19 protein-coding genes and 1 riboswitch are annotated in these 23,783 nt (G+C 35.1%); of the genes, 8 read left to right on the plus strand and 11 right to left on the minus strand.

Annotation, left to right across the window (positions count from 1 at the left end; all coding sequences use genetic code 11):
• Positions 1 to 420 precede the first annotated feature (420 nt).
• Complete coding sequence (locus EHC72_RS14555; protein WP_131538445.1) at positions 421 to 1,710, minus strand: voltage-gated chloride channel family protein; 1,290 nt, start codon at positions 1,708 to 1,710, stop codon at positions 421 to 423.
• Positions 1,711 to 1,729: 19 nt separating this feature from the next.
• Positions 1,730 to 1,792: riboswitch (Fluoride riboswitch) on the minus strand.
• Between the two features lie 64 nt (positions 1,793 to 1,856).
• Here EHC72_RS14555 and EHC72_RS14560 point away from each other — a divergent pair.
• The 3 genes from EHC72_RS14560 to EHC72_RS14570 all read left to right on the plus strand — a co-directional run bounded on the left by EHC72_RS14560 (position 1,857) and on the right by EHC72_RS14570 (position 6,299).
• Entirely contained in the window at positions 1,857 to 2,822 is a 966-nt protein-coding gene (locus EHC72_RS14560) for a tryptophan 2,3-dioxygenase family protein (protein ID WP_131538446.1), read from the plus strand.
• Positions 2,823 to 2,970: 148 nt separating this feature from the next.
• Positions 2,971 to 4,035 (plus strand): branched-chain amino acid aminotransferase, encoded by a 1,065-nt coding sequence (locus tag EHC72_RS14565; RefSeq protein ID WP_131538447.1) that lies wholly within the window; start codon positions 2,971 to 2,973, stop codon positions 4,033 to 4,035.
• Positions 4,036 to 4,178: 143 nt separating this feature from the next.
• Positions 4,179 to 6,299 carry a S9 family peptidase gene (locus EHC72_RS14570; protein WP_131538448.1) on the plus strand — a complete coding sequence of 707 codons (2,121 nt, stop codon included), beginning with the start codon at positions 4,179 to 4,181 and terminating at the stop codon, positions 6,297 to 6,299.
• 66 nt (positions 6,300 to 6,365) lie between these two features.
• On the opposite strand, the gene EHC72_RS14575 is transcribed toward EHC72_RS14570, so the two are convergent.
• The 5 genes from EHC72_RS14575 to EHC72_RS14595 form a co-directional block, all read right to left on the minus strand.
• Positions 6,366 to 6,830, minus strand: coding sequence for a DUF4920 domain-containing protein (locus tag EHC72_RS14575; protein WP_131538449.1), 465 nt, complete (start codon positions 6,828 to 6,830; stop codon positions 6,366 to 6,368).
• A 331-nt stretch (positions 6,831 to 7,161) separates the two neighbouring features.
• Positions 7,162 to 8,538 carry a DNA repair protein RadA gene (gene radA, locus EHC72_RS14580; RefSeq protein WP_131538450.1) on the minus strand — a complete coding sequence of 459 codons (1,377 nt, stop codon included), beginning with the start codon at positions 8,536 to 8,538 and terminating at the stop codon, positions 7,162 to 7,164.
• A gap of 151 nt (positions 8,539 to 8,689) precedes the next feature.
• Positions 8,690 to 10,240: an Rne/Rng family ribonuclease gene (locus EHC72_RS14585; RefSeq protein WP_131538451.1), complete on the minus strand. Its 1,551-nt coding sequence runs from the start codon at positions 10,238 to 10,240 to the stop codon at positions 8,690 to 8,692.
• 284 nt (positions 10,241 to 10,524) lie between these two features.
• A complete protein-coding gene (locus EHC72_RS14590) occupies positions 10,525 to 11,400 on the minus strand; it encodes a tetratricopeptide repeat protein (protein WP_131538452.1) in 876 nt (291 codons plus the stop codon).
• Between the two features lie 11 nt (positions 11,401 to 11,411).
• Positions 11,412 to 11,711 (minus strand): HU family DNA-binding protein, encoded by a 300-nt coding sequence (locus EHC72_RS14595; RefSeq protein ID WP_131538453.1) that lies wholly within the window; start codon positions 11,709 to 11,711, stop codon positions 11,412 to 11,414.
• A 168-nt stretch (positions 11,712 to 11,879) separates the two neighbouring features.
• Here EHC72_RS14595 and mutY point away from each other — a divergent pair, with 168 nt between their 5' ends.
• Both mutY and EHC72_RS14605 read left to right on the plus strand, forming a co-directional pair.
• Positions 11,880 to 12,935: an A/G-specific adenine glycosylase gene (gene mutY, locus EHC72_RS14600; protein WP_131538454.1), complete on the plus strand. Its 1,056-nt coding sequence runs from the start codon at positions 11,880 to 11,882 to the stop codon at positions 12,933 to 12,935.
• A gap of 60 nt (positions 12,936 to 12,995) precedes the next feature.
• The gene (locus EHC72_RS14605) at positions 12,996 to 13,436 is read left to right on the plus strand and encodes a single-stranded DNA-binding protein (protein WP_131538455.1); all 441 of its coding nucleotides are present in this window, start codon (positions 12,996 to 12,998) and stop codon (positions 13,434 to 13,436) included.
• 60 nt (positions 13,437 to 13,496) lie between these two features.
• Here EHC72_RS14605 and glmS read toward each other — a convergent pair whose 3' ends face one another.
• The 3 genes from glmS to EHC72_RS14620 form a co-directional block, all read right to left on the minus strand.
• A complete protein-coding gene (glmS, locus tag EHC72_RS14610; RefSeq protein WP_131538456.1) occupies positions 13,497 to 15,335 on the minus strand; it encodes a glutamine--fructose-6-phosphate transaminase (isomerizing) in 1,839 nt (612 codons plus the stop codon).
• Between the two features lie 145 nt (positions 15,336 to 15,480).
• A complete protein-coding gene (locus EHC72_RS14615; protein WP_131538457.1) occupies positions 15,481 to 16,896 on the minus strand; it encodes a DUF4270 family protein in 1,416 nt (471 codons plus the stop codon).
• A 22-nt stretch (positions 16,897 to 16,918) separates the two neighbouring features.
• Complete coding sequence (locus EHC72_RS14620) at positions 16,919 to 17,743, minus strand: glycogen/starch synthase (protein WP_233167046.1); 825 nt, start codon at positions 17,741 to 17,743, stop codon at positions 16,919 to 16,921.
• Between the two features lie 149 nt (positions 17,744 to 17,892).
• On the opposite strand from EHC72_RS14620, the gene panC reads away from it, so the two are divergent.
• From panC to EHC72_RS14635, 3 genes are all read left to right on the plus strand, one after another.
• Positions 17,893 to 18,735 (plus strand): pantoate--beta-alanine ligase, encoded by an 843-nt coding sequence (panC, locus tag EHC72_RS14625; RefSeq protein WP_131538459.1) that lies wholly within the window; start codon positions 17,893 to 17,895, stop codon positions 18,733 to 18,735.
• Between the two features lie 105 nt (positions 18,736 to 18,840).
• Positions 18,841 to 19,191, plus strand: a complete 351-nt coding sequence (gene panD / locus EHC72_RS14630) for an aspartate 1-decarboxylase (RefSeq protein WP_131538460.1) — start codon at positions 18,841 to 18,843, stop codon at positions 19,189 to 19,191.
• A gap of 4 nt (positions 19,192 to 19,195) precedes the next feature.
• Positions 19,196 to 20,176 (plus strand): lysylphosphatidylglycerol synthase transmembrane domain-containing protein, encoded by a 981-nt coding sequence (locus EHC72_RS14635; RefSeq protein ID WP_165585836.1) that lies wholly within the window; start codon positions 19,196 to 19,198, stop codon positions 20,174 to 20,176.
• 7 nt (positions 20,177 to 20,183) lie between these two features.
• On the opposite strand, the gene EHC72_RS14640 is transcribed toward EHC72_RS14635, so the two are convergent.
• Positions 20,184 to 22,562, minus strand: a complete 2,379-nt coding sequence (locus tag EHC72_RS14640) for an outer membrane beta-barrel family protein (protein ID WP_131538462.1) — start codon at positions 22,560 to 22,562, stop codon at positions 20,184 to 20,186.
• Between the two features lie 106 nt (positions 22,563 to 22,668).
• On the minus strand, positions 22,669 to 23,745 hold the full coding sequence (locus EHC72_RS14645) for a helix-turn-helix domain-containing protein (RefSeq protein WP_131538463.1): 1,077 nt from the start codon (positions 23,743 to 23,745) through the stop codon (positions 22,669 to 22,671).
• Positions 23,746 to 23,783 lie beyond the last annotated feature (38 nt).

Below are 23,783 nucleotides of genomic sequence, written 5' to 3' on the forward strand. Positions count from 1 at the left end.
AGAAGCATCTAACGAGGTGAAGCCCCGCTATACTTTCTGCCGAAGAAAGATCGGCATTCATCCTATCGGGTTTAAATAACAAAAACCTGTACATAATAAAGATTTTAGGGGTACAGCAACCATGTGAAGCAGTGTTTTACTTATGCTAAGGCCTGCCGTATAGGTGTAGACTAGTAAATTAATAGTCTGGATATGTTATTTAATGCTCCGTTTACGTTGTGCAACGTATAATTATAAGTCCGGAGCGTTAAACTATATATTTTTTACACTAAACGATCGCTTCCACGCCCCAACATTGGTGCTGTATCAGGTATAATTATATATCAGGAACATCAAACGATATATATAGAACGTGAACCGAGTGGTTGTACAACCCCAAATTATATATTATTAGGTTTTTAAAGTGGGGAATACTAACAGTTATTTTAAAAACGGATGCCTTTTTAATAAAAGATGCTTCGGGCTACCTACCGATTGAGCATGATAAATTCCGGTATGGCCCGAAAATATGTAGGCGGTAACACAAGCTATAGCAATGTAAATACCTGGTGCAGCGCCAAAAAGTTCAATACCCATTAAAATGCAGGCTAAGGGTGTATTGGCAGCACCAGCAAAAACTGCTACAAAGCCCATTCCGGCAAGTAAGCCGTAAGGCATAGGAATAAAAAAACTTAAAAAACTACCGAGGGTTGCGCCAATAAAAAACAAAGGTGTTACCTCACCCCCCTTAAAACCGGCACTTAAGGTTAGGGCGGTTAAAAATAGTTTAATTGCGAAGGTATAATAATGCTCTTGGGTGGTAAAAGATTCTGAAATAACAGGAATACCTAATCCAATATATTTTGTAGTACCCAAAAAATAAATAATTATAATTAGGATAATTCCGCCAACTACTGGTCTGAAAGGAGGATATTTAATCTTTTTAAAAAGGTTAGTTAAAGTGTGGTTTAAAGCAGAAAAGCTCCTTGCAACTAAGCCGAAAATAATTCCACAACCTAAAGACCATAATAAATTTAGGCCATTCATTTCGGGTACCACACCAATAGAATAGTGCGTGTGCCCAACACCCCAAGCCTTGCAAACATAATCGGCAATTACAGCTGTAATAAATGATGGTAGTATTGCCGTGTACATTAGGCTGCCAATTACAAAAACCTCCAGCCCAAAAATTGCACCAGCAAGAGGTGTCCCAAATACAGAGGCAAAGCCAGCACTAATGCCACAAATTAAAATTACTTTTCTATCCCTTGGTTTCAGCTTAAATACTTTAGTAAACTGATCTGCAAAGGCACCTCCAATTTGTACTGCTGTTCCCTCTCTGCCGGCCGAGCCTCCAAATAAGTGGGTAACTATAGTTCCGGCAAATATTAATGGCGCCATTATTAACGGTATTACTTTTTTGGGGCTCTGCAATTCTTCAATTAAAAGGTTGTTTCCTTTAACTACCTCTTTACCCCAATAATGATAAGTTAAACCAATTAAAAGCCCTGCAAAAGGTAGTAATACAATTATTTGTACATGTTGCTCCCTATAGTTTGTTGCCAGGTTAAGGGTTTCAAGAAATAAGGCTGACGCCGAACCTACAATAGAGCCCAGCAATACTGCAAGTAAAAGCCATTTAAGGGTATTTAATAATAATACACCAAACTCTAATTTGATAAAACGATTGAAGGAAAGAGGTAAGCCCTCTGATAAGTTTTTAACAGGCATTTTAATTCAATTTTCTAATAAAATCGTAGGAGTCATCAGCCTGTTTGGGCGGTTTTGGCGGTACCCCATCGCCATTGGTTCAAATTTATAAAAATTAACACTTGTTCCAAAATATGTTATCATATTTGCGTAACTAACTTTATATAATGGATTTCACGCCCGAAATAAAAGAAAAACTTAACCAGTTACAGGAAAAGTATACCGCTATGGGACAAGATATGGCTTCATACCTTGATGGTTTGCTTTATGCTGATTTTTTAACCTATTGGGATTACATCCATCTGGATACCCTTTTAAGCTTGCAAAGCCCAAAAACTCCTTTCCCTGATGAGGAAATTTTTATAATGTACCATCAAATTACAGAGTTATATTTTAAGCTTAGCCTGCACGAATTAAAGCAAATAGCTGAACATAAAAACCTTACCGTTGATTTTATCACCGCAAGGGTGAAAAGAATTAACGCCTACTTTAATGCACTTACCACCTCTTTTGAAGTTATGGTGGATGGAATGGAAAAAGAACAATTCTTAAAATTTAGAATGTCGTTATTACCAGCAAGTGGCTTTCAATCCGGTCAATATAGAATGATAGAGATTTGCGCCACAGATTTTATTCGCTTGGTAGATAAAAGTAAAAGAGAAGAATTAAGTGCAGCATCAATAGATGAGCAGTTTGAATATATTTATTGGAAATTTGGGGCAACAGAACTTGCTTCGGGTAAACAAACCCTTACCTTAAAACAGTTTATACAAAAATATGCCAGTCAGTTTTTACAATTGGCAAAAGATAGAGCCCAAACCAATTTGGCAACACTTTACCATAAACTACAAGCACAAGGCAATGATGTTAGCGCATTGGCAGAAGAGTTGCGAAAGCTAGATTTATATGTAAATGTAGAATGGCCACTTTCTCACTATAAATCAGCAGTACGATACCTGGAAAAAGATCCGGTAGATGTTGCCGCAACTGGCGGAACTAACTGGCAGAAATATTTGCCTCCACGTTTTCAAAAAAGAATCTTTTATCCATTTTTATGGACAGAGGAACAAATGAACGAATGGGGTAAGGGATGGGTGCTTAGTGTACTTAAAACACTGAAAAGTAAAGATTAAATTGACAATTTTAATTGAAAAAACGGTCAATTTTTGCTAATTTGCCCAAATTAAAATGACTGAATGATTGATGGATTGAAGGAAAGAATTGGGGCGTAAATCGCTGCTATTTCTCTACTCAAAATTGCTCATTCAAAATTAAAATATTATGACCGAAACATTAGATATAAAAATCACGAAAGCAGGCGAAAGTCGCTTAACCGTTACAGATTTTTCACAATTACCTTTTGGTAAAGTTTTTACAGATCATATGTTCGTTGCTGATTATGAAGACGGCGAATGGAAAAATTTACAAATTCTTCCATATGGTCCAATTCCAATGAGCCCGGCAATTTCTGCATTACATTATGGGCAGGCAATTTTTGAAGGCTTAAAAGCATATCGCCAGCCAAACGGTCAAATCAGTGTTTTTCGTGCAAATAAAAACTTCGAACGCTTCAATAAATCGGCAACAAGAATGTCTATGCCAACCGTTCCTGAAGAAATTTTTATGCAAGGATTAGCGGCCTTAATTAATATCGATGAAAAATGGGTGCCATCACAAGAGGATTATGCCCTGTACATTCGCCCGGTAATGTATGCAACCGATCCATATTTAGGCGTTAGAGCTTCTGATACCTATAAGTTTGTATTATTAACTACGCCAACAGGCCCTTATTATAGTAAAGCTTTAAAAGTTAAAATTGAAACTGAATTTACCCGTGCAGATGAAGGTGGTGTTGGTTATGCCAAAACTGCTGGTAACTACGCACGTTCATTATATCCATTCGAGGAAGCTAAAAAAGAAGGATATGACCAATTAATCTGGACAGATTCAGTAACGCATGAATTTATTGAAGAAGCTGGAACAGCAAATTTAATTTTTGTAATTAATGGTAAACTGGTTACACCATCTGTAAGAAGTACCGTTTTAGATGGGGTTACAAGAGATACGATTATTCAGCTTGCAAAACAACAAGGTGTAGAAGTTGAAGAACGTAGAGTATCTGTTAAGGAAGTAATTGAAGGAATAGAAAATGGTACACTAACCGAAGCTTTTGCTGCGGGTACTGCCGCTACCGTTACCCAAATTGGAGAAATTGGCTACCAGGGTAAAACATATCAACTTACAGATTCTGCAACTAGAAATGTATCAAATGGTATCGCTAAAAAGTTAAACGATATTCGTTATGGCTTAGCTCCCGATGAGTTTGGATGGAATTGGGTGTTGTAATTCAACATATACTAAATAAGAAAGTCTCGATGCAAATCGGGACTTTTTTATGCTTCTTAAATTTTATATAAAGCAACAAAAGCAATACAAAAAAGATAATCAGGTTATCCTTTTGTAAATTTCGACCTTATAAAACCGAACAAATGAATAAATCTTTATTTTTTCTTTCTATCGCCACTGTTTTATGCAGTTACAATGCTCAGGCACAGAAAAAGCGATTAAATCTTCAACAGTCTATCGGTGCGCAACCATCCCTTACCAAAGCAATAAACCCTGTAAGTGGTTGGGCCGATAATACACATTACATTGAAAACGATTTGCGTGAACGTAAGCAATACGCCGTTGACATTAAAACTGGCGAAAGAACGGCTTATACACCACCGCCAAAAAGCGATGTTGATGTGTTTGTAAAAGACAAAGATGTTTTTATTCAATATGGCAAGGCCGAAGCAAAACGCCTAACCAACAATGCTGATGAAGAAAAGAACCCAACACTATCTCCTGATGGTAAATATGTAGCTTTTACTAAAAATAATGATCTATATGCAGTAGAGGTTCAAAGTGGTAAAGAAATTAGATATACAAGTGATGCTACAGATGTGATTTACAACGGTTGGTCATCATGGGTTTATTTTGAAGAAATTTTAGGAAGACCAACAAAGTACAGAGCTTTTTGGTGGGCTCCAGATAGCAAGCACATAGCCTTTATGCGCTTTGATGATACTAAGGTGCCAATGTTTCCAATAAATGGATCTACAGGACAGCACGGTTACACAGAGAAAACCCGTTATCCAAAAGCTGGTGATCCTAACCCTGAAGTAAAAGTCGGTTTTGTAAAATCAGAAGGCGGAGCGGTAGTTTGGGCAGATTTTAATGAAAAGGACGATCAATATTTTGGCATGCCTTACTGGAGTTTTGATGGATCGAGTTTAATGGTGCAGTGGATGAACCGAGGACAGGATAACCTTAAATTTTATACCGTTAATCCAGCTACTGGCGCTAAAAAGGAAATATACGATGAAAAGCAAAAAAGCTGGGTAGATTTGGATTATGCTGGTCGTATTGAATACCTAAAAGACAATAAACTTTACATTTTAAAAAGTGATAAAACTGGTTGGGCTCATTTCTATCTGTATACTTTAGATGGTAAACTAATTAACCCAATAACCAGTGGTAAATGGCAGGTAAAAGATTTAGAGTTTGTTGATGAAAAAAATAAGGTAATTTATTTTACAGCACGTAAGGAAGCTTCTACCACACTTGATTTTTATCGTGTAGATTATAATGGTAAAAATTTAAAAAGATTAACCTTTGGCGAGTACACTCACCAACCAGTAATTTCTCCTGATGGAAAGTATTTCGTTACAACTTATTCTAACGTTTCTACACCACAAAAAAGAGCATTGGTAGATAATAGTGGCAAAATTGTAAAAGAACTTGCAAATAGCAAGGCTGATGATTTTGATGGATATGATTTTGGTAAAACAGAAATGATTACCATACCAACTGATGATGGTTATAATTTGCCTGCAGTAATTACTTACCCAACAGATTTTGATCAAACTAAAAAATATCCTGTTGTATTTAGTATGTATGGCGGGCCAAACGCAGGTACAGTTACCAATACTTGGAAAGGAACAGCAAATCAGTTATGGGCTAATGAAGGTGTTATTCAAATTGCGGTAGATCACCGTGCATCAGGCCAGTTTGGTAAAGAAGGTGTGGCTTTAATGCACCGTAATTTAGGCAAATGGGAAATGTACGATTATATTACAGCCGCAAAATGGTTAAAAGCCAAACCATGGGTGGATAATAAAAAATTGTTAATTACGGGGCACAGTTACGGTGGTTACATGACTTGTATGGCCTTAACCTACGGAGCTGATTATTTTGATTTTGGCTATGGTGGTGCACCAGTAACCAGTTGGGAACTGTACGATAGCGTTTATACTGAACGTTTTATGGATACTCCGCAAGAAAACCCTGAAGGTTATAAAGCTGGTTCTGTATTAACCTATGTAGATAAATACAAAGGTTTGCTACGCATTATGCATGGCGATATGGATGATAACGTGCATATGCAAAACACAATACAACTAATTGATAAACTTGAAAACGCAAATAAACATTTTGAATTAATGATTTATCCAGGAGGAAGACATGGCTGGGGTGGCGTAAAATCAGCTCACGATCGTTCGGAGAGATACCGTTTCTATTATCAAAATCTGTTAAATAAACCAGTGCCTGCAGAATTATTAAAATAAATAATCCTATAAAAAGAAAAGGTCCGATAACTAAATGTCGGACCTTTTCTTTTTATATTGTAAATCTTATTTATCTAAAATAACTACACCTTTAGCTTCAAAGGCAAGTTCTTTTTTAGGATCAGTAATTTTGGCTACTTCCTCTGCAGATTTGTGCGCATCTTCAGCGTAATGACGTAATGTTTCTACCGAGATGGTTTGTTTTTTAGCTATGCCATCTAAAACTACGTTTTTACCAACAATATCCATTGGCATAAAGAAAGCGTAATCTTTAAATGTAACACGCATTGGTTCGCCATTTGGCATTTCTAAAGTCATCCAGCAGCCTTTCTTCTTGCAAACATCAACCACCTTACCTTCAATCTTCATATCAGCAGCTTTTTTATCGCCCATAGCAGCTTCCATTTTTGCAGCAGGCTTTACATCGCCTGGCTTAACTTCTTCACCAAATTTTTGTCCTTTGTATTCTGTTTGAGCAAAAGCAAAAGCGGTTATCAAACAGAAGCTTAAGCTTAAAATAATTTTTTTCATTTGATTAATTTTATTTAATTCCGGTTATCTAATCCAAAGTTATTTAAAATTTTTCTAAATAAAATGCCAAAAAAAATCCTCGCTAGCTTTCACTAACGAGGAAAATCATCCCTATTGTTATAGATCACATCCCATGATGTACAACATGTAACCTTAGGCAAATGTTAATCCAAAAACTTATAGGTCGTTTTTTGTATTTTAAATTACTGGTTATTAGCGTGTTATGTTTTTTATGTGCTTATGCCAAGAAAAATAGAATTGGGGAATTGGGAGTTTTTTTTCTCGATTTGTAGAAAAACGTTGCCTGTATTCCACGATTATTTTTTGCTTATTAACCAAAAATGAGATTAAATACTTCCTCTATTTTACTTACGGCCTTTATTTCAATAGTATATTTTTCGATTGCAATACCTTTTAAATTATACTTTGAAATATAAATGGTTTCAAAGCCAAGTTTATCTGCTTCAGCAATTCTTTGCTCAATCCTATTTACTGCTCTTATCTCACCAGATAAGCCAACCTCCGCGGCAAAACAGTTTTTAGAAGAAACAGCTATGTCCTGATGTGATGAAATAATTGCAATTAAAACAGCAAGATCAATAGCAGGATCCTCTACCCGAATACCACCAGCAATATTTAAGAAAACATCTTGTGCACTTAGCCTAAAGCCACAACGTTTTTCAAGCACAGCCAACAACATGTTCATTCTTTTGGTATCAAAACCAGTTGCCGATCGCTGTGGTGTACCGTAAGCAGCAGGACTAACCAGAGCCTGTGTTTCAATTAGCATTGGTCTGGCGCCTTCCAGCATTGCGGCAATGGCAATTCCACTTAATTCTTCATCACGCTGTGATAGTAATATTTCTGAAGGATTTGATACTTCTCGTAAACCACTTCCCTGCATTTCATAAATACCTAACTCTGCTGCCGCTCCAAACCTATTTTTAATTGAACGTAAAATGCGATATACGTGGTGTCTGTCGCCCTCAAACTGTAAAACGGTATCAACCATGTGTTCCAGTATTTTAGGGCCTGCAATGGCTCCATCTTTAGTAATGTGGCCAATTAAAAAAACGGGTACGCCAGTTTCTTTCGCAAAGCGAAGTAATTCTGCTGTACATTCTCTTACTTGTGATACGCTGCCAGGAGTAGATTCTATATGTGCAGAGTGTAGGGTTTGAATGGAATCAACAACCAATATTTCGGGTTCCAGAATTTCTATTTGCTTAAAGATATTCTGTGTTGATGTTTCAGTTAAAATATAGCAATTGCCTGATGGTTGATCTGTAATCCTTTCGGCACGCATTTTTATTTGTTGTTCACTCTCTTCACCAGATATATAAAGTAACTTTTTACCTTTTAAATTTAAGGCAAGTTGTAGCATTAAGGTAGATTTTCCTATTCCAGGTTCTCCACCAATTAAAATCAACGAACCTTCAACCAAACCGCCCCCTAAAACGCGATCTAATTCTTTATCACCAGTTAATATTCTTCTTTCTGTTGAGGATTGTATTTCGTCTACTTTGCTTGGTTTGCTTAATTTTCGACTTGTAGTATCGCTTTTCCACGTGGGGATTGAAGCAGAAGTTTTTTCTACAATTTCTTCAACAAAGGTATTCCATTGGTTGCATGAAGGACATTTGCCCAACCATTTTGCAGATTCGTATCCACAGCTTTGACAGAAGTATGCAGTTTTTGATTTTGCCAATTGATTTCAGATTTTAGATTTACGAATTTAAATTTTACTATGTAGAAAAGCAGATGTTTTTTTGAACAATCTTATCAGGAAGATCAATTTTGCTATAAAACAAAAAGCCTGATTTCTAAAAATCAGGCTTTCCGCTAAATGTTATTTTGAATTATAACTTAATTTCTTCGTCTTTTGAAGAGATAAAATGGAACTCATTTAAATAATATGATGATTGAGCCTTAACTTTTATCCATTGGCCATATTTAAAGAACCAACGGCGTTGTAAGTTGAAAATTCCTTTCGTTATGTAAGCTTCAATATAAGGGTGAACACAAAGTGTAACGCCTTTTTCATTTTGCTCTCTTAAAATATAATTCAGGTTATTTTCAATATCATCCATCAAAACGATACTCGCTTTAATTTCTCCGGTACCACCACATGCCGGACATTTTTCTACCGTAACAATGTTCATTTCCGGGCGAACTCGTTGTCTGGTAATTTGTACCAAACCAAATTTACTCGGAGGCAAAATTGTGTGTTTTGCTCTATCCAACAACATCAGCTCACGCAAATAGTCGAATAGCATTTTACGGTTTGTTGGCTTGTGCATATCGATAAAATCGATTACAACAATGCCGCCCATATCACGTAAGCGTAATTGACGGGCAATTTCTTTAGCCGCTTCTTTATTTACCTGTAAAGCATTTTCCTCTTGGTTTTCTTTACTGGCTGTGCGGTTTCCACTATTCACATCTATAACGTGTAGTGCTTCGGTATGTTCTACAACTAAGTAGGCGCCACCCGGTAAGTTTACTGTTTTGCCAAAAGCATTTTTAATTTGCTTTTCTATTCCAAAGTGTTCAAATATTGGTTCTTTTTGTTTGTACAGTTTAACAATCTTTTCCATTTCTGGAGAAATATCGTGTACATAAGAACGGATATCATCGTACAACTCTGGTGTACTCACGTAAACGTTTGTAAAATCAGGATTCAGAATATCACGAATTAACGTTGATGATCTGTCCATTTCTCCCCAAACTCTTTTTGAAGGTTCAGTTCCGGGCACTTTTTTAATGAAGCTTTCCCACTTGGCAATTAAATCTAAAAGATCTTTTTGCATTTCGGCAACTCCACGGCCTTCAGAAACTGTTCTGATAATTACTCCAAAGTTTTGGGGCTTAATACTTTCAATAATCTTTTTTAAGCGATTACGTTCGGTATTACTTTTAATTTTTTTTGATATGGATATGGTATTGGAGAATGGCACCAGTACCACATACCTGCCGGCAATAGAAAGATCGGAGCTTAAACGTGGCCCCTTGGTTGAAATAGGCTCTTTGGCAATTTGTACCGGTAAGAGCATATTTTTGCTAAGCACATCAGAAATTTTGCCTGCCTTATTTATATCGGCTTCGAGCTTTAAATTATCTAATAATGTGCCTGTAACCGAGCCATTACGCTTGATCTTTGTTAGCTTAATTAAAGATTGCACTTGAGGCCCCAAATCAAAGTAATGCAAAAATGCATCCTTTTCATAACCAACATCCACGAAAGCAGCATTCAGACCGGGCATAATTTTTTTAATGCGGCCTAAATAAATATCGCCTACAGCGTAGTTATTATTGATTTGTTCTTTGTGAAGCTCAACAAGTTGTTTGTCTTCAATCAACGCTATGGTAACTCCGGCAGGAGTCGAATTGATAATTAATTCTTTTACCAACAGCTACAGATTTTAAGGCTTTCGCCCATTAACAAATGGATAGTAAATAAGAAAACATTGATGTAGCATGAATTTATACAATAAAAAAAATCATATAAAAGTATTTAAACCTCACAGTGTTTACCATGAGGTTTAAAAAGCTATATCAAAATAAGAAACTATTTTTTCTTATGTCTGTTTTTTCTTAAACGTTTTTTACGTTTGTGGGTAGCCATTTTATGTCTTTTTCTTTTTTTACCGCTTGGCATAGTCTTAAGTTTTAAATGTTTTTATTAATCCGTTAATTAATTTTTATTCTTTAGTTCAGCTACCTTCTTATCAATAAATGATGATAATGTAGGGTTTGCTGCTAATTTTTTGCTTTTTAAATAAGCATCAACTGCTTCTTTGTTTTTGCCTAAATTTTCTAAAGCAGTTGCTAAATAAAAGTAAGCTTCAGGTGTTGGTGCTTCTGCAATTACAGTATTAAAACGTGGTATTGCTTTGTCAAACTGACCTGATTTGATAGAGAATAATCCTAAATTCATGTTTGCTTTAACGTTTTTAGGATCTTTAGCAACAACTTCAAGCAGCATTGCAATACCTTGCATTGGTGCGCCTAAGCCATTTACTATTGTAACCCCTAAACCTGTTTTGGCATCAATGTTTGTAGCATCTTTCTCTAATGCATTTTTAAAAGATGTATTAGCTTTCTGCAATAAAGCAGGTTGAGCTAAGCTATCTTGTGTACTTTCAAAGGCTCTTAAAAACTTGTTTCCTGAGGCTAACCACGTTGATGATGATGGATTGCCTTCGGCTACAACTTCTAAATAAAGCGCAGATGGAGTAATTTGCTCTACATCATCCCATTTCTGAGCTAATTGTTTCGCAAGTTCAATTTTCTCAGCACCCTTAGCATTTTGGTAACTGTTTTCTAAAACTGTAATGTCTTTAGCTAAACTTTTATTAATTACATTTTTAGCAGCCTCTGATGCTTGAGTAATGCTTATAGAACCAGCAGCAGGCGCTTGAGATCCAGCCATTGGACCTGAAGTGGGCATTTTGCCGTTTTCTTCTGTTGGTTTTACTAAACCCTTAATATCTCTTGTAAATAAAAATGCAACAAGCAATAAAATCGCTCCTATAATTATGGTTTGTTTTGATCTGATGCTGCTATTCACAATAGTATATTTTAAGCTTCTACTTTAATTTTTTTGTTATTTTTTACTTTATCAACAAAAACTTTTGCTGGTTTAAAGCTCGGAACAAAATGTTCTGGGATAATTATTGCAGTGTTTTTAGAGATGTTTCTCGCAGTTTTCTGTGCTCTCTTTTTAACAACAAAGCTTCCGAAGCCTCTTACGTATACATTTTCGCCGCCAATCATGCTAGTTTTGATAACTTTGAAAAATGCCTCAACCGTTTCCTGTACGTCAACCTTCTCAATTCCGGTTTTTGTTGATATTTCTGAAATAATATCTGCCTTAGTCATATTTTATTATTTATATATATTGTGTTTTAATATTATAACTGTTTTGGGGTTGCAAAAGTATTGCTTTTTAATGAGATAGGGAAATAAAAGATCATTTTTTTATCTGTGTTCTTATCACTGGAATGCAAGTTTTTTCAAAAACGAATAATTACACCGTAATTTGCACTAATGATATTTCAAAATGAACTGATTAACTGGTACAATATAAATAAAAGAGATTTGCCCTGGAGGCATACTCAAGACGCTTATGTGATCTGGTTATCGGAAATAATATTGCAACAAACTCGAGTAGAACAGGGCTTGCCATATTTCAATAAATTTTTAGATAATTTCCCTACCGTTTCTGACTTTGCTAACGCCGCAGAGGCTAAGGTGCTTAAATTATGGCAAGGATTGGGCTATTATTCCAGAGGTAGAAACATGCATGCAACAGCTCAAATAGTAATGAGTGATTTTGGTGGTATTTTTCCAACCTTACATGATGATTTAATTAAACTTAAAGGAATTGGTGAATATACAGCAGCAGCAATATCATCTTTTTCGGCAGGAGAAGCAAGAGCGGTTGTTGATGGAAATGTTTTTAGAGTTTTGGCTAGATATTTCGGAATAAGCACGGCCATTAATTCTCCGGCAGGTAAAAAAGAATTTTTTAAATTGGCAAATGAACTGCTTTATCGCCCGGATCCTGCTTTGTATAACCAGGCAATTATGGAATTTGGAGCCATTCAATGTAAGCCTAAATCTCCTGAGTGCAATATTTGTCCTTTGAACCAAACTTGTTATGCTTTTGCACATAAACAGGTTAATTTATTGCCTGTTAAAATCGGAAAAGCGGAAAAAAAACTTCGTTTCTTTAACTATTTAGTTTGCCTGGATGATGAACAAATTTTGGTTAGAGAAAGACAGGCTGGAGATATTTGGCAGCATTTATATGATTTTCCTTGTATAGAAACAGAAGATATTTCATCACCTGATGATTTCCAGCTTAAGGATAAAATTTCAGAATTATTCGGAAACGAAACAGCTTTAAGGCTTATAAGTTCTAAAAAGCATATTTTGACCCACCAAATTATACAAGTGCAATTTTTTGAGTTAAAAAATTATATATTTAACTTTAGTAAACAAAAGGAACTTAATTGGGTTTCTTTAAATAGATTAGAAGAATTACCACAACCAAAAGTAATCCATGATTTTATAGTGGAAAACTTGGATCAATTAAGGTAGCGTAACTAACTGCCTTATGTAATGGTGATTATTGCGTAGAAACTAACCAAAAAATATTTTATGTCAGGGATTAACAAAGTTATTTTAGTAGGGCACTTAGGCAAAGATCCTGAAGTGCGGCATTTAGATGGTGGCGTAACTGTTGCCAGTTTTCCATTAGCAACTTCAGAAACTTATAATAAGGACGGGAAAAGGGTAGAGCAAACTGAATGGCATAATATTGTTTTATGGCGTGGACTTGCAGAGGTGGCTTCAAAATATCTACAAAAAGGAAAACTTGTTTACATAGAAGGCAAACTGAGAACCAGATCTTTTGAAGATAAAGAAAAGGTGAAAAAATACGTTACTGAAATCGTTGCAGAAAATTTTACAATGCTAGGAAGGAAGAGTGATTTTGAACAAACTCCATCAACGAGTGTGTTGCCACCTATTAACGAGAATAAAATACATGATGAGTTTACGATAAATCCATCAGATGAAAATGGTGATTTGCCTTTTTAAAAAGGAATTCAAATAAAAAAGTCCCGGCATTTGTCGGGACTTTTTTATTTTATAATATTTCTATTCTACTGTTACAGATTTAGCCAAATTTCTTGGTTGATCTACATTGCAGCCACGCATTACAGCAATGTGGTATGAAAGTAGCTGAAGTGGGATAGTGGCAAGCAGCGGTAAAAATGCTTCATTAGCATCCGGAATTTCGATGCAATAATCTGCCATTTTCTTAACTTCTGTGTCTCCTTGAGTTACAATAGCAATTACTTTACCTTTTCTAGCTTTTACCTCTTGGATATTACTAATCACTTTTTCATAAGATGAATTTTGGGTTGCAATAAATACAACAGGCATTTCTTCATCAATTAAAGCGATAGGGCCGTGTTTCATCTCAGCAGCAGGATAACCTTCGGCATGAATATATGAAATCTCCTTAAGCTTTAAAGCGCCCTCTAATGCCACAGGGAAACCGCTACCTCTACCTAAGAATAAACAATTTGTAGAATCTTTAATTTGAGCAGCAACTTCTTTAATAAGGTCATTAGATTCTAAAGCCAATTGTATTTTTTCAGGAATATGATCTAGCTCGGTTAAAAGTTCAATCATTTTTGAAGTGGTAATTGTTCCTTTTTGTTGTGCCATATAAAAAGCCATCAAAGTAAGAACGGTTACTTGAGCTGTGAAAGCCTTAGTTGAGGCTACACCAATTTCAGGTCCTGCGTGTGTGTAAACACCTGCATGCGTTAAACGAGGGATAGATGCACCTGCGACATTACAAATTCCGAAAATTGTAGCGCCTTTTTCCTTAGCCATTTCAATAGCGGCCATAGTATCAGCAGTTTCTCCAGATTGTGAAATTGCAATTACTACATCTTTTTCAGTAATAATTGGATTACGGTACCTAAATTCAGAAGCATATTCAACCTCAACAGGGATGCGTGCATATTCTTCAATTAAATACTCACCAACTAAACCAGCATGCCATGAAGTACCGCAAGCAACGATAATAATACGGTCTATATTTTTAAGTTTTTCGGCAAATTCTTTAATACCACCTAATTGTACCTTACCTTCTTCTGGGTAAATACGGCCACGCATACAATCTTTAATCGATCTAGGTTGCTCATAAATTTCTTTAAGCATAAAATGCTCAAAGCCACCTTTTTCAAGCATCTCAAGCTTTAATTCAAGCTCTTGTACCAAAGGAGTTTGTATAACATTATCCAATCTTTTTACCAGAAGATCATTTTTGGTAATTAAAGCAATTTCGTTATCATTTAAATAGATTACATTTTTAGTGTATTCTATAATTGGAGTAGCATCAGAAGCAATAAAATATTCGCCCTCTCCTACACCTATAACCATCGGACTTCCTTTTCTGGCTGCAATTAAACGATCAGGATTTTCTTTATCCATAATCACAATTGCATAAGCGCCTATAACTTCGTTAAGCGCTAAGCGAACAGCTTCAAGTAAGTCTATTTGCTCCATCTTTTGAATTTCTTCAATAAGGTGAATCAATACTTCTGTATCTGTATCACTTTTAAATTCATGCCCACGGTTGGTTAGTTCTTCCTTTAAAGTAGCATAGTTTTCTATAATGCCGTTGTGGATGATAGAAAGTTTGCCATTATTAGAAGTATGCGGGTGCGAGTTACGATCCGAAGGAACGCCATGAGTTGCCCATCTAGTATGCCCCATACCAATAGATCCGGTAAGGTCTTGATCTTTAGCAAATTCTTCTAATACGGCAACTTTACCTGCCTTTTTATAAATATGTTGTCCGCTATCATTCATCAGGGCTATCCCTGCGCTATCATAACCGCGATATTCTAATCTTTTTAGGCCTTTTAAAACAATTGGCCAGGCTTCTCTATAGCCAATATAACCTACAATTCCACACATGTTTTTATAAATAAATTGGGTCAAATATAATAAACAAACGTTTGTTTGCGTAGCTAGAGGGTATTTTTTTAATGAAGATTTGGTGAATAAAAAAAAAGCCCCTGCTCAAATTATGAACAAGGGCTTTTTTAAAGAATTTTTTACTTTAATTTATTTTGGTGTAATAAATATTCAGTTTAACCTTATTGGTTGTATTTCCGTTTCCACCTATAATTGCTCTTTCAGCAGAAGCACCAGTTGGTGTTAATTGAAATTCGGTTAAAGGAGTTACAGAAAGGAATGTTCCATAATCTTCTTTCTTTTTATCAATTAAATCTTGGATATAACTAGTTACAACAAATACATATCTGTTTTTAAGTGAATCAAAATACCCACCAAATGTTGCGTCAGTTAAAGCTCTTGAATCACCAGTATAAGTTGTGCCTGAAGCCGTTGTGCCAGATTGATCATGATCAGGAACGTTTACAGGTTGTTGAGCAATATCCCAACGATATAAAGATAAACGTTGCGCTGGAGTGAATGGGTAAGCATAAGTTCCTGCGCTTAAGTCTACTACTAATTCTGCTTTATTAACAATCGATTTGCCATAAGTAGAAGTAAAGTTTGCCAGATTAGGGAAAGTAAGTTTGGTTCTAACACCACCCAAGCCTTGCAAATATGTTGTTGTAAACGTAGTTGGACTTGTAGAGGTTAACTGTGTTTTTACTGGTGTTCCTGTATAATCATGTTTAACATTTGCTGCTACACCGCTGTTAACTATCGGGAAGTTAACACTTACAGTATCTATTGCTGTAGATGTGTTTACTTTTTTATAAACTAATTGTAAGTAAGAATTACCAGATGAGAAATTTATAAACGCAACCCCACCAGTGTTAGTATTGGTTACCGTTGCAGATAATCCTTTGAAATATTCAATAAATTTTGAATCTGTTGATGTTCCTGTGGTCGGTAAATTAACAATTGTATTCTGGATAAATTGTTTGTCTAATTTAATTCTAAGTTGCGCCTTAACTGTTTTTAAGGTATCTGGCTTGCCAGTTACAATATCATAAATCTTTATTGGTGTATTTGGATAGATTTTGCTGTTAAATGTTCCTAGCAGCTGACTATTATATGGCTGAACGGTAGAACTTTTAAAGTCTGAAACCTTATTAGTTAACTGACGAACGGCAACATTGTAAACAGAATTTGTTGTATCTCCATAGAATTTAGTATTTACATTAGTGGTATCTATACGTAAAACTAAAATAGCTGAATCCAAAACAGGAGTTGTTCCAAAATCATAACCAGTAGTATATGGTACTACCGTCATAGCCAAACTCGATTCCGTTGTTCCAAAAGTTGGATCAACCATTCTTCCCAATGGATATCTTGTTAATGACAAAGTACTAAATGCTGGTTCTTCAACAGTTTGCGAAGTAATTAACTGGTTATCTACCAGGGTGCCAACAATAGCTGTATTTGGATCAACATCTAAACCAACACCGTCAGGATTTTTGCATGATGCAAAAAGAAAAAGACCTATCAACAGGGTTAATAAGTCTTGTTTTATAAATTTCATATTTATTATTAATAGTATCTAATTATGCAACTGAAACCAATTCATCATTTGAAATTTCTTCATAAAAATTATAGAAGTTTTCAAAATTTTCGGTTAAGTTATAAGCTAGAGTTGGCTTATTAGAATCTTTAACAAATTTTAACACATCTTTATCCAGGTTTTCATCTGCTAAAACAACTGCGTCAGAGTGTGTTACCGCTCCAATGTGCATGCTGTTGCAATCAGAAGCTTCAAAAGCTTTTGTGTCTGCTTCAGTCATATTAGCCATTACAGCCTTTTTAGAAAAATTAGCATGTAGTTTTTCTGTAAAACAATCCTCGTAAATAGAATATACTACTTTAGAATTTTTAAATGTAGGATCGTTTTTATAGGTTGTTTTAATATAAGCAGGTACTAAAGAGCTCATCCAACCATGACAGTGAACGATATCTGGAGCCCAGCCTAATTTTTTAACAGTTTCCAATGCGCCTTTGCAGAAGAAGATTGTACGCTCATCATTGTCATCAAAGAATTTACCGCTAGCATCTCTAAATACTTGCTTGCGCTGAAAATACTCTTCGTTATCCAAGAAATAAACTTGCATACGTGCAGCTGGGATGGAGGCTACTTTAATAATTAAAGGGTTATCATTATCATCAATAATAATGTTCATTCCCGATAATCTAATTACTTCGTGTAAACGATTTCTTCTTTCATTGATGTTACCAAATTTTGGCATCAGAATACGGATTTCGAATCCTTTATCCTGCATTGCTTGTGGTAATTGACGTGTGATTTCAGAAATTTTAGTAAGCTCGAGGAAAGGCGACATCTCGTGTGTAACAATCAGCAGCTTCGTTTTTGCCATCTCCATATTTTAAGAAAATATTAAGTTAAATAAAAGATAATGAGCTGCAAAGATAAGCATAATAATACTATTTATCAATATAGCAAGCATTTGTTTGGTTTCGTTTAGATTAATTTACACCTTTACGGCTTTAATTTAGACTGTCGAAATTGGAGATCTTTAAAACCAAAGCAGAACTTGCTGCTTATCTTAAACCTTTAAAAGATTTAGGTAAGAAAGTTGCGCTTGTACCCACAATGGGTGCTTTACACAATGGCCATATATCATTGATAAAATTGGCGCAACAAAATGCTGATGTTATAATATGCAGTATATTTGTTAACCCAACTCAATTCACAGATCCTAAAGATCTTGAAAAATACCCCCGCCCTATTGAGCACGATCTCGCTATGCTTAACGAAGCAGGATGTAGTGCTGTTTTTATGCCCGATGTTACAGAAATGTACCCTAAGCAGGAATCATGGCATATAGACCTAGGTAATGCCGAATTTTTACTGGAAGGTGAATTTAGAAAAGGTCATTATCAAGGTGTAACCCAAATTGTTAAAAAGCTATTTGATGCCGTTGAACCAGATGTTGCAATGTTTGGTCAAAAAGACTTCCAGCAGGTGCTGATGATTAAAAATATGCTTGCTTATTTCAAACTGCCAATTAAAATTATCACTTGTCCTATTATTAGAGAAGATGATGGCTTGGCAATGAGCAGTAGAAATATACATTTATCTGCAGATGATCGTATTCATGCGCTGGTTTTGAGTGCATCTTTAAAATTTGTTGAGGATCATTTTGCTCAATATTCATTAAAGGAACTTGAAGATAAAGCAAAATCATTTTATGATGGTGTACCAGGAGTTGAACTTGATTACTTTACCATTGCCAATGGAGAAACTTTAGAGCCTGCTAAATCAAAAGATGAAAATAACCTTGTTGCGCTTGTGGCGGCCAAAGTTGGTTCTACCAGATTGATTGATAACGTAATTATTAAGGAATGACTGAATTTTGATTGAGTAAATAATTGAATGTTGTCTGATGCTTGTAACCATTCCCTCATTCAACCATTCTTTAATTCATTATAACTTTATTACTAACTTTGCCAAATGATTATCACAATATTAAAATCGAAAATACACCGTGTTAGAGTAACACAAGCCGAATTAAATTATGTAGGCAGTATTACAATCGATGAAGATTTAATGGATGCTGCTAACATTATTGCCAATGAAAAGGTGCAAATTGTTAACAACAACAATGGCGCTCGCTTTGAAACTTATGTTATAAAAGGCGAACGTGGAACCGGAACCATTTGCTTAAATGGCGCTACGGCTCGCTTAGCTCAACTGGGTGATATTTTAATTATTATGTCTTACGGTTCTTTACCTATCGAAGAAGCTAAAAAATACAATCCGATCCTGGTTTTTCCTGACGATAACAATCATTTGTTAAAGTAGCATTTTGACATTCGACCTTAAATCTGTAATAAAGTACCTTATCCTTTTAATAATCGGAATCGGGGTTTTATACTTAGCATTTAAGGGACAAGATATACATAAGATTTGGCTGGAAATTAAAACAGCCAATTTCTTTTGGATCATAGCTTCTGCTTTTGCTGTTTGGCTTGCGCACGTGCTAAGGGCTTTGCGTTGGCAAATGCTTTATCAGTCTATCCAATATAAAGTTAGTTTTTGGAATGCCTATCATGCAGTTATAATTGGCTATTTGGCCAATTTGGCGTTGCCTCGTTTTGGAGAAATAGGTCGCTGTTCGGTTGTACATAAAACCGAAAAGGTGCCCATGTTTGCTTCAATAGGTACGGTAATTACCGAAAGACTTTTTGATGTGCTAGTTTTGCTCCTTACCGGGCTTTTTATGCTAGTTTTTCAATATCATATTGTTTCCGATTTTCTTTATAATACTATATATCTTAGCTTGGTTAAAAAGATTGAAAGTTTAAATTACATCTGGATAATCATTATTGGAGTTGGGTTTGTAGCTGTTTGCATTTCAGGAATTTATTTTATCCGACAGAAATTTAGCAAAAGGTTTTTAAGAATATTTGTAAGCTTACGGCAAGGTTTCGGTTCTTACAGTAAGCTTAAAAAAAAGGGCTTATTTCTAATTTATACGCTGGGTATTTGGTTTCTATATTTTTTTTCGATGTACCTCGCCTTTTTCTCCATTCAAAAAACAGCTGGGTTAGAGTTAAATGCAGCTTTTACAGCGGTAGTGTTTTCTGGTTTTGCTATGGTTGCACCCGTACAAGGTGGTATTGGTGTTTTCCATTGGATGGTGGCTCAATCATTAGTATTATATGGCATTAGTTTTAAAGATGGCTTGGCTTATGCAACCATTATCCATTCTTCGCAGGTTTTATTGATCTTAATATTAGGCAGTTTAAGCCTTGCACGAATTTTAGTAAAGAAACCTATCAGATAATAATCCCTTAATTTGCCCTACTTTCTTCATCACTCTTTTTATTTTCTTTAGCTTTATAAGTAGAACTTCCGAAATTATAAGTTAGGCTAAAAACCAAGCGCTGGCTGGCGAAATAGTGGTAAAAATCATTGTTTATAATACTTTTCTCTCTGAAAATCATTCTTCTTTTTATAGTATTAAATGCATCATAAAGCGTTACTTTGGTGTTAAGCTTATTTTTGAACCATCCTTTCTGTAATCCGAAATCAATACCATAAACAGGTGAAAAAATGTAAAGCCCACTACCACTTTTTGATTCGTAGGTATAACTTATATCTAGCAACCAATCTTTCAAAGCAAAAACCTGATTGCCATTAATTTTGTAATCATAAATCGGTATTTGATAACTCTGTCCAAAGTATGGTGTTAGCTCCTTATTATAGTAAAAACCTACATTATGGTTCATTCGCCACCATTTATTCATGGTAATTGGTGAGCTTAATTGGAGGTTAGCAAAATTTCTGTAAGGGATATTTCTCCCCAAAAATATTAATTCATTTGTTGTTGGATTGTATTCTGGATAACGGGAAAGAACATCTGTTTCTCGCCCTGCATTTATTGAAATATTAAGTGCCTTTCTGCTGTAAACTAAAGCAATAAGACTAGTTGTTGAAGGTTGCAGGTAAGGATTTCCAATCCAGTAGTGGCGCGGGCTATAATAAAAACGGAAAGGATTTAAAGCAGCAAAAGTTGGCCTTGTCAATCGCTTGCTGTAACTGAAACTCAGTTGTTCGTTATCATTAATTGCATAAGTTATGTTAAGGCTTGGCAGCCATTTCCAGTATTTTCTTTGAGTAAAAGTATTGGTTGTAATAGAATTGGCTTCTGTGTGGGTGTATTCTGTTCTTAAACTTAAACTGTAATTTATTTTATCCAATTGGCCATTGTAAGCTAAATAACCCGCCGAAATGTATTCGTGGTAACTAAATTCGTTACTCCGTTTAGGATCTAAATAAAAAACTGAATTTGCTAAGGTATCGTAACGCAAGTTATTCTCTGTACTGGTGTAGGCAAATTTTCCTCCAAATTCAAGTTTGCCCTTACCTATATTTTGAGAATAATCTGCTTGGGCAACTCTAATTACTATATTATTTCTTGAATTAGTTTTCCAATAGTTCAATAACTCACTATAAATTACATCTCGGTTTTGAATATCTTCCGTTTGCCTGTTATCTATTTGTGCCAGCGAGGTAATGATATGGAGTTCACTGTTTTTAAATTGGGCATCATAGTTAAGTCCGCCAGCATAATTGTATTGTTTAGGATAAGCAGTATTGTCGCTTTTAACTAAAGCAATTGTTTGGTTTAAATCGGCACTTTTAGTGATTAGTTGGTTGCTCGAAACCGCATTTCTATTGATCTGATAAGTACGTAAAAAAGCTTCTAAATTATGTCCGCTTTTTAATTCGTAGCTTACTTTTGCCTGTATATTATAGTTTTGATTAGAAGTAACGGTACGTGTATCGGTAATCATCGCGTTTGTACTTGGCAGATATTGTAAGGCGTAATATTTGTAAAAAGTGCTCCCTGAGGTATGCCCAAGTTTTAGATTGTAAATAAACCGATTGGTTTTGTAAACCGTTGATAAGTTGTTATCAAGTAAACTATAATTATTTTGCTGAAACCTGGCGTTATATGTACCCCTTAACCCTAAGGATAAACTTCTTTTTAGTTTTACATCAATAATACCCTGATACTCTCCGTCATATTTAGAAGATGGCTGATTAATCATCTCAATAGATTCTACCATATCTGGTGATAAGCTGCTTAAATAAGTTAGAATTTCATCATTACTCATATTTATCGGTTTACCATCAACAAATAAAGTTGGAGTTGCACGGCTTGCCATTTGCATTGTTCCGTCCTGATTAACCTGTAAGCCCGGTAACTTTTTGAAAACATCAAGCAAGTTCGGTGATGATTTGAAAAAGATGTTATTAGCGACGCCAATCTTTATTTGTCCATTTTGAGTATTAAAGGCAGGTGTTCCTGCAGTAATGGTTACTTCGCCAAGGAGGTTAACATCTTCGGGCATTAAAATGGTTCCAAGTTCTAATATTTTTGGAGTATTTTCATCAATCAGCAATTCCTTTTCAACTTTTTGATAACCCATTAAGCTAACCGATAAAATATATTTTCCTTTAGATGTTTCAGTAAATTGGAAGAAACCAGAAGTGTCGCTGCTTGTATATTTAATTAATGAAGGTTGCTTTTGATCTGTTAATATTAAATTGACTAATGGCAAACTTTGATTGGTTTTGCTGTCTAGTACTTTTCCTTTAATAATCTGTGCGTTTAAAGCTGTGCTTATAAATAGGAAAAGGCACAATAATAATGTTAGTTTCATCTTTGCGTGTTTGGTTTTTAGAATAAACCAAAACTAGAAGAGAAGCATGGAGAACCGGTTTTAATTCTCAGATTTGGGAGTTCGGAATTATAAAACGAGACAAAATCTAGCTTGAAGAGAGAAGTAGAAGTTGCTCTTTATAAAGCGTAGGTGTTGTTTGTTTGTGCTTTTTAAAAGCGGCGTAAAATGTAGATTTAGAGTTAAAGCCTACCTCATATCCAATCACTTCCAGCTTTATACCTTTATCATTCACAATAAGTTCGCAGGCCTCATTTATTCTAAATTCATTAATATAGGCAGCAAAGCTCTTCCCTAAATTATCATTCAGCAATTGCGAAAGCTGATGACCCGAAATATTGATTTTTTTGGCCAGATCATTTAATTTAAGATCAGGATTTTTATAAAGTTCTTCATCAAGAATAATTTTTTCTAACTTCTCCGTCAAAGATATTGCCTGCTCATTGGCAATTTTCTTATTGGCATAACGTACCAAATCCTGATTTGCTGAAAGTAGATTACTAGTTTTTCTCCTGCTGATAAATAAAAAGGTATTTAAGTAAAGGATAAGAGAGAAAAATAACGCTCCACTGATGCAATGACCATTAAAAAACGTGAAAATGGGTAATTTAAATGCAATCGGAACAACCACATTACCAATAAGCACCGAGAGCAATAATGTTTCTGTTGCAGAAAACTTTTCACCTTTGGTAAATAGTTTGGCAAAAGCGTTTCTAAGTAGCCAGGCAGATAATAGAATGTAAATGGTAAATTGAATGGAAATCGCCGTTCCGATATAATTTTCCCATATGTATGGTTGTTTATCGTAAGGCGCAATAATGCTGGCTATCAAAATTGTTAAAATCCAGAATAAATAAGTTCCATTTTGGATAAATTTGGTTTTTGAATTTTTTCCCAGTGCTGATTTAATAAAATAAAAAAGAGATGGACCTGCCAGCGAACTTCCTAAAATGCCAATATGTAAATAAATAGAAGGTAAATCTGGGTAGAAATAAAAAATAAACGATTTGCCAATTTTTAAAGAAAGCGATAAAAGTAACAGACCTAGAAAATAGGTGCTGGTAGATTTTGGTTTTTTAAAGAACAGCAAATAGACACTAATGATAAAACCATTAAACACGCCTAAGGCACTAAAGAAAAATAAAATTTGCTGACCTAGGTTCATTTAACAAAAATAATAATCTTAGGTTAACAACAAGCTTA

Source organism: Pedobacter nototheniae, assembly GCF_004335085.1.
GTDB lineage: Bacteria > Bacteroidota > Bacteroidia > Sphingobacteriales > Sphingobacteriaceae > Pedobacter > Pedobacter nototheniae.

Bases quoted from the DNA above. Each gene is read 5' to 3' on its own strand.
- EHC72_RS14555 (WP_131538445.1), bottom strand. From the start codon at position 1,710: ATGCCTGTTAAAAACTTATCAGAGGGCTTACCTCTTTCCTTCAATCGT.
- EHC72_RS14560 (WP_131538446.1), top strand. From the start codon at position 1,857: ATGGATTTCACGCCCGAAATAAAAGAAAAACTTAACCAGTTACAGGAA.
- EHC72_RS14565 (WP_131538447.1), top strand. From the start codon at position 2,971: ATGACCGAAACATTAGATATAAAAATCACGAAAGCAGGCGAAAGTCGC.
- EHC72_RS14570 (WP_131538448.1), top strand. From the start codon at position 4,179: ATGAATAAATCTTTATTTTTTCTTTCTATCGCCACTGTTTTATGCAGT.
- EHC72_RS14575 (WP_131538449.1), bottom strand. From the start codon at position 6,830: ATGAAAAAAATTATTTTAAGCTTAAGCTTCTGTTTGATAACCGCTTTT.
- EHC72_RS14595 (WP_131538453.1), bottom strand. From the start codon at position 11,711: ATGACTAAGGCAGATATTATTTCAGAAATATCAACAAAAACCGGAATT.
- mutY (WP_131538454.1), top strand. From the start codon at position 11,880: ATGATATTTCAAAATGAACTGATTAACTGGTACAATATAAATAAAAGA.
- EHC72_RS14605 (WP_131538455.1), top strand. From the start codon at position 12,996: ATGTCAGGGATTAACAAAGTTATTTTAGTAGGGCACTTAGGCAAAGAT.
- glmS (WP_131538456.1), bottom strand. From the start codon at position 15,335: ATGTGTGGAATTGTAGGTTATATTGGCTATAGAGAAGCCTGGCCAATT.
- EHC72_RS14615 (WP_131538457.1), bottom strand. From the start codon at position 16,896: ATGAAATTTATAAAACAAGACTTATTAACCCTGTTGATAGGTCTTTTT.
- EHC72_RS14620 (WP_233167046.1), bottom strand. From the start codon at position 17,743: ATGGCAAAAACGAAGCTGCTGATTGTTACACACGAGATGTCGCCTTTC.
- panD (WP_131538460.1), top strand. From the start codon at position 18,841: ATGATTATCACAATATTAAAATCGAAAATACACCGTGTTAGAGTAACA.
- EHC72_RS14640 (WP_131538462.1), bottom strand. From the start codon at position 22,562: ATGAAACTAACATTATTATTGTGCCTTTTCCTATTTATAAGCACAGCT.
- EHC72_RS14645 (WP_131538463.1), bottom strand. From the start codon at position 23,745: ATGAACCTAGGTCAGCAAATTTTATTTTTCTTTAGTGCCTTAGGCGTG.